Raw genomic sequence first — 8,697 nt, forward strand, 5'->3', positions numbered from 1 at the left:
CACGCGGCCCTTCTCCGTTCTTCCACTGGCGCGCCGTGAAGTGGATCGGCGAGGCGATCCCACGCAGCCACTTCGGCAAGGACCTGCTCAACACCTTCGGCGCCTTCATGACCATCTGCCGCGTTCAGAAAAACGACGCGGAAGTGCGGTTGAAGGCGATGCGAAAGAACGGCTGGCAGCCGGAGTCCGTCGCGCAGGTGCTGGCGCCGACCGCGCCGACGGCCGAGGCCGATGAAGCCGCCGACCTCGACCTGGAGGAACGGGCACGCGACGGCATCGCGCGTCTGATCCTGAGTCGATTCAAGGGCGACGATCTCACGCGGCTGGTCGAGGGCATCCTGCGCGCACAGGGTTACACCACCTGGCGCAGCCCGGCCGGTGCTGACGGTGGCGCCGACATTCTGGCTGGCGCTGGCCCGCTCGGTTTCGGTTCGCCGCGACTGGTGGTCGAGGTGAAATCGGAACAAACACCGATCGATCGGCCGACCGTGGACAAGCTGCTTGGCTCGGTCAGCAAGTTCGGCGCGAACGAAGGACTCTTCGTCTCGTGGAGCGGCTTCAAGAACAACGTCCAGAAGGAACTCGCCGGCAGCTTCTTCCGCGTCCGGTTGTGGTCCCAGACGGAGTTGCTCGACGCGCTGTACGAGGTGTACGACAAGCTCGACCCAGACCTGCGCGCCGAGCTCCCGTTGAAACAGGTGTGGACGGTGGCGCTGACCGACGAGGACGACGATGGATGAGGCTGCCGAGCTGGGCAACTATCTGCCGTTCTCCTTCAAGAGTCCGAAGGAGCAGGAGTACATCGAGTTCCTCTGGGACGCGTTTGAGACGAACTACACCCACGGCAAGTACCAGTTCGCGTTCCTCGCCTACCACATGCTCACGATGAGCTGCGTCTACTTCAACATCTGGCAGATCAAGCAGGCGCGCCCCGGCGACTTCGAGAAAGGGCTCATCGGCTTCGCGCGGGACGAGAAGGCGCTGCTCGAAGCTACCTCGCCCTATGTGTTCAGCGCCGTGCCCGAGCGGACGATCCTGCGCTTCCTCAAGCTCATTGCCTGTGATAACGGCAAGATCGGCACGTACGCCAAGCTGGTGGACGACCGCAACGAGTCCGCCCACCCCAACGGCAACATCTTCTACAGCACCCAGGAGGCGCTCGACGCAAAGATCACCGAGATCCTGCGTGTGGTGGAAGAGATCCAGACCCACTCCAAGCCGGTCATCGAGCATTGTTACCGGGAGTTCTTGCTCCAGAACCACGACCCCGAAGAGCGCGAGTACCCCGAGGCGGCCGACCAGATTCGCGAGGTGCTCATCCACGGCAACTACATGTCCCGGCGTGACGTCGATATCTGCTCCAAGTTCGATCTCGCTTGCCTGAAAGAGCACCGGGCCATCGAAGAGATTGGCACGCTCCACAGCGTACTCGTGGGGGAGTACCAGACTGGATGAGTTGAGCGGTTCGGTATAGCAGACGACTGCAGTGGTCGGCCCCCTGCGCGGCCCGCCGCTGAACTGGGCGTTAGGTTTCGTTGCCGAGCACAATGACACCCAGACCCCGCGCCGGAGCATCGCGAGCTTCTCGGCCTCATTGATCCCGGCCCCGCAGTTGACACAGAAATACTGCGGGGTTCAGTGGGTCGCGGGTTCAAATCGCGGTAACTAACCTTCGGCTCGTTACTTCGCGATCAAATCCCGCCGTCCCGACAGGTGGAACCAGAGGCCTCACCGAGGCTTACGCAGTGAGGCTTTTTCACGCCGGAACCCCATGGGGTGATGCAAGACGCTTTGCTTCGACGTCTTCGGATCGGCATCAACCAACGCCCGCTCTCCGATACCGGGAAGAATGCTGGTTTGCGCCGGTCGCTGCCGACGCCACCCGTCCAGCCCATGCCCACCTAGTTGCCCCGACGCACCATCATGGTAGTGTCGGTCCGCGGCGCCGGCCACCGGAACACGGGCACCGTCAGGTCCACCGGGCCCGCGGCCGCTCGCCGGGCAGCGTCGAGGCTGGGCGCCGCCTGAACCCCCGGCGCAGTCGGGAACGCAACCCTGCCCCGCTCCAGGTCATCCGGAGCCAGGCGCAGCGCGTTGCTCGGACACGCCGCCAGCAGCGTGCCGATCCGGGCGCCCAGGCCCGTGACCCGGAAGAACGTCGCCTCGGCGTCGGCCAGGAACTCGTTGAAGGCAAATCCGAAGAGCCGCGCCTGGGCAATCAGCTGACCGAAGTTCTTCCGCTGCAGGTTGGTCGGCCCCGGGTGCCAGAGCGTCCGGTACGCAGGCGCCAGCTCGTCCCACACCGCCGAGAAGATGGTGCCGCTGTCGAACGAATAGGCCACCACCCCGTTCGCCGTCACGAAGTTGTCGAGCGAGACCCACACGAAGAAATGCCCGCTCGGGCCGCAGCCCAGCGCGAGCGTGGGGTACTCGCTCACCCCGAACCGGTTGGTCACCTGCACGTCCGCCGACAGCGCCAGCAGGCGATTCCCGTCGCTGTTTGCCTCGAGCCAGTCGTACGCGGTGTTGACGGCCGACCAGACCGTTCCATCGATGCTGACCAGGATCGTTAGCGACCCGGCCTGCAGCGGCGTCAGCACGCCCGCTGAGGAGATGACGCCCCGCCCCGGCTCGAGCACGGCCCAACTGACCGGCCGCGCTACCACGGTGCCGTCGGCAAGCCGCGCCGTCACGGAATAGCTATAACTGTCGCCGACCTTGACTCGGCTGGCGCCGGTCAGCACGACCGTAGCAACCGGTTCGAGCACAGTGACAGTGGCCCCCGCACTGACACCCTCCACCGTCGCCGTGATCGTGGCCGTTCCCGCCGTGAGGGCGGTGACGACCCCGGTGGCCGATACGGTCGCGACCGTACCGTTCCCGCTGGCCCAGCTGACGGTACGGCCAGTGATCGGTGCGCCCGATGAATCGGCCAGGGCGGCCGAGAGCGTCACGGTTTGCCCGACGAGGCGGGTCACCGCGGCCGGTGAGACAGCCACTGCCGTGACAGGCACGAGGGTGACCGTGATCGTCGCGTTGGCCGAACGACCCTCGCTCGCTGCGGAAATGGTGGCGGTGCCGGGTGCCACCGCGGTGACGAGCCCCGACCCGCTGACCGACGCGACGGACGAGGCCGACGAAGTCCAGGATACCGGGCGGTCGGACAGGGCGTTGCCGGCCTGATCGCGAGGCGTGGCGCTCAGCTGGCGGGTGTGGGATACCCGCAACGTCGAGGCGGTCGGGGTGAGGTCGACCGTAGCGACCGCAGCCGGCGGTGGTGGCGGCGGCGGGGGTGGAGGCGGAGCCGGCGGCGAGGTGGGGTCGCCACCTCCGCAACCGGCCAGGGCCAGCAGGAGGACGCCGGCGCACAAGGCGCGCGGCGAGAGGTTGGGGCTGCGGAACGGCACGAGCGTATCTCCGAGTCGAGGTCGGAGATACGATGCAACGGGGGTGTGACAGTCGTGCAGCCCGTGTCTCTCTGATCGCCTTCGCCTAGTCCCGCGCTACCGCGTTGCGAAGGTCCCGAAAACCCTCGGCCATCGCCGCTTCCAGCCGGTCGATCCGCCGATCCATATCGGCGAATTTCCGATAGAGCTCGAGGTCGATTGCGGAAAAACGTCGCTCGATCTGATGTTCGAGTTCGGAGAGCCGATGCTCCAATTTGGCGTTGGAGCGGCCGAAGCCGGCGTCATGGTAGAGCCGCCAATCGGCACGATAGGCTTCACCCATCTGATTGAACCACTCCGCCATCTGGTCGACGACATCTTCGCCGAGCACTTCATAGAAGCGCCGCGACAGCTTTGGCATGACGGGCATTCTTGGCTCCAGAAGGGACAGATCCAAGCTAGGATCAATTCCGCCAGAGTGGTAACCAAATTTACGCGATTGGCCCTCAGCCTCAGACATCTGCCGTCCGAATCGGGCCCTGGTCGGCCTACGTGCGCAGCAGATCTGGCAACCGTCTCGCAGGCGCGATACATTCTCGCAAATGCCATTCCCGTTACGTTGGCACCTCGCCGCTCATTCCGTGGTCCCAGGCGCGGCTCCGCGCGGCTACCGTCACTCCGGGCGCCCGGCATGGATGCGATTCAGCGTGCTGACAGTTGCTCTGCTGGGTTGTTCCGACACGGCTGGCCCCCTGACCAAGGGGCCATTCCGTGCGGAGGTCATTTCCGCACCAAGCCATGACACCGTATCCGCCCGGATGTCACCGCTTGCCGTGCGAATCACCAATGCAGAGGGCAGCCCGGTGCCCGGCGTCGAGGTCCACATCGCCGGGCGCCGCGTGGGTCCCGTTGGCGCGCGCGCCGTTCAGGTCTCGATCGGCGAGTCGATCCGCGACGTGGGCGTGGTGCGTACCAACGAGGCTGGCGAGATCACGGCCACCCTGATCGCTGGAGAGACGGCCGGTCCGGCCACCGTAGATATCCAAGCGCCCCGCCTCGAACTGGGCACCACGCTGACCGTGACGATCGAGCCCGGGCGGCCCGTGATCATCCGAGCGTCTGAGAAGTTCGTAGCGCTCAGAAGCGGGGCCACCCGAACGGTGCAGTTCACGGCGTTCGATCGGTACCTCAATCCGCGCACTGAGGGCTTGGCGACGACCGCCGTTGGGACCGCGTTCACGGTGGAGCCCGGCCCCGTCCTGCGCGCCGGTGCGGAGCCAGGTACGGGCCTCCTGATCGGCGCCTTGGGCGATGCCGCAGACACCATAGCCGTCTCCGTCGTTCCGCCAGGGCAGATTGCCGTCGTCAGGGAGCCCCTGGGCCTGATCGTTCAGAACCTCGACGGCAGCAACGTCACGCGTGTGCTGGGGCAGTTCGTCGGCGGGCTCGGCTGGAGCCCGGATGGACACGAGCTCATCTTCGCCAAGCCGTATGCCATCGAGCGCGGCGGCCTCTTCGTGGCGGACCTCGAAGGGCAGATCCGGTCGTTGTCGCGCACTTGGCCCTTCCTCGAAACTGCCGAAGCTCCGCAGTTCGGGCCTGGAGGACAGACCGTCGTTTACGCCTACGCAGCCGCCATCTGGCAGCTCCGCCGTAGCAACGATGTTGTGACCCAGCTCACCGCAGGGAGTGACTCCCACGGCGACCAGTTCCCATCGCTCGCTCCGGACGGAACGCGCCTGCTCTTCGTCCGCGCTGGCTCCGTGATCACAAACCGGAACTTGACGACCGGCTCCGAGACACCGCTGGGTGTCTTCGGGACCATGCCCCGCTGGTCGCCTGACGGCCAGCGAATCGCCTACCTGTCCTTTGCGGAGGAGCAGCTCGCCGTCGTCGCGGCCGACGGGTCGGGCCGACGGCTCCTGGCGCCGATGCCGGAGATAGGAAGCTCTCCACCCGCCTGGTCGCCCGATGGAGCCTGGCTCGTCATCAGTAACCCGCTCCGGATCGTGAGAGTGACGGACGGCTTGGTGGTACCGCTACCCGACTCCCTGCCCGGGCGTTGGCCGGTCTGGCGGCCGACGATCACGGCCTGGCAAGGAGAACGCCTGCCGTGACGAGATCCCTGCTGCCATGGGTCGTGCTGGGGAGCCTGATCGCCGGCTGCAACGCGAACGGCCCTGCCCCGTCTGACGCCGCCGAGCTGCGAATCGTAGCCGATCCGGCGCGCACCGATACGGTCGATGCCGAGCCGACGGAGCCTCTCCTGATCGAGGTTCGTACCGAGGACGGCAAGCCCGTCCCAAACGCGGCGGTAGAGCTTACGGTACTTCCTTCGGAAGGCGGAGGGGTTGTGTGGCTGCGCCACTTTGGCACCGGCATCGTCGACCTCGCCGCCTCCGATATCACCGACGCACTCGGCCGCACCGGGGCCTTCGTGCGGATGGGAAACCGGCCCGGAACAGCGCGGGTGGAGGTTCGCGTGGGCGGCCTGGCAGATACGCTCGCGTTCACCGTTCTCCCCGGGCGCGCAGCAACCGTCGCCCTCAGCGCAGGCGACCTGGTCCGCTACCCGGGTTCACGAGTCACACTCCAAGCCGTCCAGCGCGACCGACACGACAACCCGAGTACGAGTGCGGTCACGTTTTCGGTCGACAACCCGTCGGTCGTCTCGGTTGCCGCGGCCAACGAGCTCCTCGCCGGGCCGGCTTATGGAACCTCGAACGTGACCGTACGGGCCGCAGAGGCCACGGCCTCGATCCGCCTGGCCGTGGCCCCGAGCGGCACGCTCGCCGCACGCGACGAACACTCGGGAGCAATCGTCCTGTTCGACCTGGACGGCTCCAACCGGCGGACCCTGGTGGCCGAGACTGCCGGTCATCATGGCTTCGTCAGCTACGCGTGGATGCCAGGAGTCGACGAACTCGTCGTCTCGAGGAGCGGGGAGCTGTGGCAGGAACTGGTTCGCTACGGGCTGAACGGCGCCGTGACGCGAATCTCACCTCCGCAAGGCGAGCTGCCGTTCCATGCACTGGCGCCGTCCGTACCAACCGACCGGTCCTGGATCTACTTCTTTGCCAACTGGCGGAACAGTATCGATGTCTGGCGCTTGCGGCCCAACGGCACCCAGCTGCAGTCGGTTCCGATTCCGGACCTTCGCGACCGCGCGGTGGCGCCCGCCATCTCGCCGGACGGAACCCGGCTCGCCTATGTCGATGCGTCGACCTGGGGTCCCGGCGAACTTCGCGTCTTCACGATCGGCGCAGGAGCTTCCTCCAGTTGGAGACTGCCAGGTGGCGTGCCCAGCTGGTCGCCGGCGGGCGACCGAATCGCCTACGTCGACTACGCTCGGCTAATTCACACCGTGGCAGCGGACGGCACAGGCGACCGGGTGGTGTCGTCGCCACTGCGGACCTATGTGGGCGGGCAGCTGGCCTGGTCGCCGGACGGTGCATGGATCGCAGCAACGAGTACCGAGACGACCCGCATCGAACTCATCCAGGTGGCGACCGGGATCACGGTACCCTTGTTCCATACCGGGGGCCTCAGCGCACCGGCTTGGAAACGATGAGGAATCCCGGTCGGCCGTGCGGAGCGGATCTCGCTGAGTTCAATCGAGACCGACAAGATTGACACTCGTCACGTGATGCGTTACACTAATCATGATGCGCTGTCATCGATGATTAGGGGCGGACCTGCTTCCGTGTCATCGATGGCGACGCCTGGACATCGAGGTAAGTGCCATGAGCATCCCCTACACGCGCGCATCGAAGCGGCGCCCGACCCACCCCGGCGAGATGCTGCGCGAGGATTTCATGCCGGACTACCGCCTCACGGTGACGAGCCTGGCTGAGGCTGCGGGGGTCTCGCGCCAGTCCATCAATGAGCTCCTGCGGGAACGGCGGGCCCTCAGCCCGGAAATGGCCCTGCGATTCTCCCGCCTGTTCGGCAACTCGGCCGAGTTTTGGCTGAATGCGCAACGAGCGGTCGATCTGTGGGACGCCGCCCAAGCCCTCAAGGCGGAGATGGCCCGCATCAAGCCCCTGCGTGTCGCGTAACGACATGACCCCGAATCCGGACCGTCACATGAAGCTCACCACCCGCCTGCTCGTCGCGCTCCTAACCGCCGGGATTGCGTCGACTCTGTCGGCACAGCAGTCGTCGCGCGTGTACGACCGCGTCATCCAGCACGGTCGCGTCATGGACCCCGCCTCCGGCCTCGACGCGGTCCGCCACTTAGGGCTCAGCGGCGGCCGGATCGCGACCATCAGCCGCACCCCGCTCCGCGGACGCGATACCTTGGATGCCCGCGGCCTCGTCGTCGCCCCAGGATTCGTCGACCTCCACGCCCACGGCCAGAACGACGAGAGCTACGGCTACTACGCCATGAACGGCGTGACCACCGCACTCGAACTCGAGACCGGCATCGGCCCGGTGGCCCGGTTCTACGCCGAGCGCGCCGGTAAGGCGCGCGTCAACTATGGCGGAGCCGCGTCGCACTTTCACGCCCGCCGGATCGCGTTCGGGGATACCCTGGTCCCCTACGAAGAGCGAGCCAGCGACACCTCGACCGTCTGGTCGCACACACCGAGCACTCCGGCCGTCATCGCCACTGTCCGTGCCGAACTCGGCAAGTCGCTCGACGAGGGCGCACTCGGCATCGGAATGGGCATCGCCTACACCCCCGGCGCCACCCACTTCGAGATTCTCCGCAACTTCGAGCTCTGCGCCGAGCGCAAGGTCATCTGCTTCACCCATATCCGCGGAGCTGGCGGTGGCGTGGGCGGCTATCCCGGCCTCCAGGAGGTGCTGACCAGTGCGATGACGACCGGTGCCGCGCTCCACGTCGTGCACATCAACAGCAGCAGCGGCGCCAACTCCGGGGCGCCCAACGTGCCGGACTTCCTCGCAGCAATCCGCCAGGCCCGCGCTCACGGCGTCAACGTAACGACCGAGGCCTATCCCTATACGGCAAGCTCGACCCTGCTCCAGTCGTCGCTCTATGACCGCGCGCTCGACACGCCGGGGTACGACTTCAATCGCATCGTCTGGGCCGCCACCGGCGAGCGGCTCACCCGCGAGTCGTTCATCCGGTACCGGCAGCAGGGCGGCATCATCGTCCAGACTGGGGGCGCCGACTCGCTGCTCTACCCGATCTTTCGTGATTCGATGGTGATGGTGGCAAGCGATGCGGTGCCCTACGTCCAGCATCGCGGCAATCCACGGCTCGCCGGCACCTTTGCACGGGTGCTGGGCCGCTACGTGCGCGAGGCAGGGCTCTTTTCGCTGATGGAAGGGCTCCGACGGATGA

8 protein-coding genes are annotated in these 8,697 nt (G+C 66.4%); 6 read left to right on the plus strand and 2 right to left on the minus strand.

Annotated elements, in window-relative coordinates; genetic code table 11:
- Window positions 1–740: restriction endonuclease (locus KF785_17120; GenBank protein ID MBX3148490.1), on the plus strand; the 740-nt coding region annotated here is incomplete at its 5' end.
- The gene (locus KF785_17125; GenBank protein ID MBX3148491.1) at window positions 733–1,455 is read left to right on the plus strand and encodes a hypothetical protein; all 723 of its coding nucleotides are present in this window, start codon (window positions 733–735) and stop codon (window positions 1,453–1,455) included. The genes KF785_17120 and KF785_17125, both read left to right, overlap by 8 nt.
- A gap of 446 nt (window positions 1,456–1,901) precedes the next feature.
- On the opposite strand, the gene KF785_17130 is transcribed toward KF785_17125, so the two are convergent.
- Both KF785_17130 and KF785_17135 read right to left on the minus strand, forming a co-directional pair.
- Window positions 1,902–3,407 (minus strand): Ig-like domain-containing protein, encoded by a 1,506-nt coding sequence (locus KF785_17130; protein ID MBX3148492.1) that lies wholly within the window; start codon window positions 3,405–3,407, stop codon window positions 1,902–1,904.
- Between the two features lie 85 nt (window positions 3,408–3,492).
- Window positions 3,493–3,816 (minus strand): hypothetical protein, encoded by a 324-nt coding sequence (locus KF785_17135; protein MBX3148493.1) that lies wholly within the window; start codon window positions 3,814–3,816, stop codon window positions 3,493–3,495.
- A gap of 277 nt (window positions 3,817–4,093) precedes the next feature.
- Here KF785_17135 and KF785_17140 point away from each other — a divergent pair, with 277 nt between their 5' ends.
- From KF785_17140 to KF785_17155, 4 genes are all read left to right on the plus strand, one after another.
- A complete protein-coding gene (locus tag KF785_17140) occupies window positions 4,094–5,503 on the plus strand; it encodes a PD40 domain-containing protein (protein MBX3148494.1) in 1,410 nt (469 codons plus the stop codon).
- Window positions 5,500–6,957 carry a PD40 domain-containing protein gene (locus KF785_17145; protein MBX3148495.1) on the plus strand — a complete coding sequence of 486 codons (1,458 nt, stop codon included), beginning with the start codon at window positions 5,500–5,502 and terminating at the stop codon, window positions 6,955–6,957. Before KF785_17140 ends, KF785_17145 begins: the two co-directional genes overlap by 4 nt.
- A gap of 172 nt (window positions 6,958–7,129) precedes the next feature.
- Entirely contained in the window at window positions 7,130–7,444 is a 315-nt protein-coding gene (locus KF785_17150; protein ID MBX3148496.1) for a HigA family addiction module antidote protein, read from the plus strand.
- A 28-nt stretch (window positions 7,445–7,472) separates the two neighbouring features.
- A partial coding sequence (locus tag KF785_17155) for a hypothetical protein (GenBank protein ID MBX3148497.1) occupies window positions 7,473–8,697 on the plus strand: 1,225 nt, incomplete at its 3' end.

Source organism: Gemmatimonadales bacterium (assembly GCA_019637315.1).
In the GTDB taxonomy this organism is placed as follows: Bacteria; Gemmatimonadota; Gemmatimonadetes; order Gemmatimonadales; family GWC2-71-9; genus SHZU01.

Excerpts from the sequence above, each read along its gene's own strand:
- KF785_17150 (MBX3148496.1), top strand. The coding sequence starts at position 7,130 with ATGAGCATCCCCTACACGCGCGCATCGAAGCGGCGCCCGACCCACCCC.
- KF785_17125 (MBX3148491.1), top strand. The coding sequence starts at position 733 with ATGGATGAGGCTGCCGAGCTGGGCAACTATCTGCCGTTCTCCTTCAAG.
- KF785_17135 (MBX3148493.1), bottom strand. The coding sequence starts at position 3,816 with ATGCCCGTCATGCCAAAGCTGTCGCGGCGCTTCTATGAAGTGCTCGGC.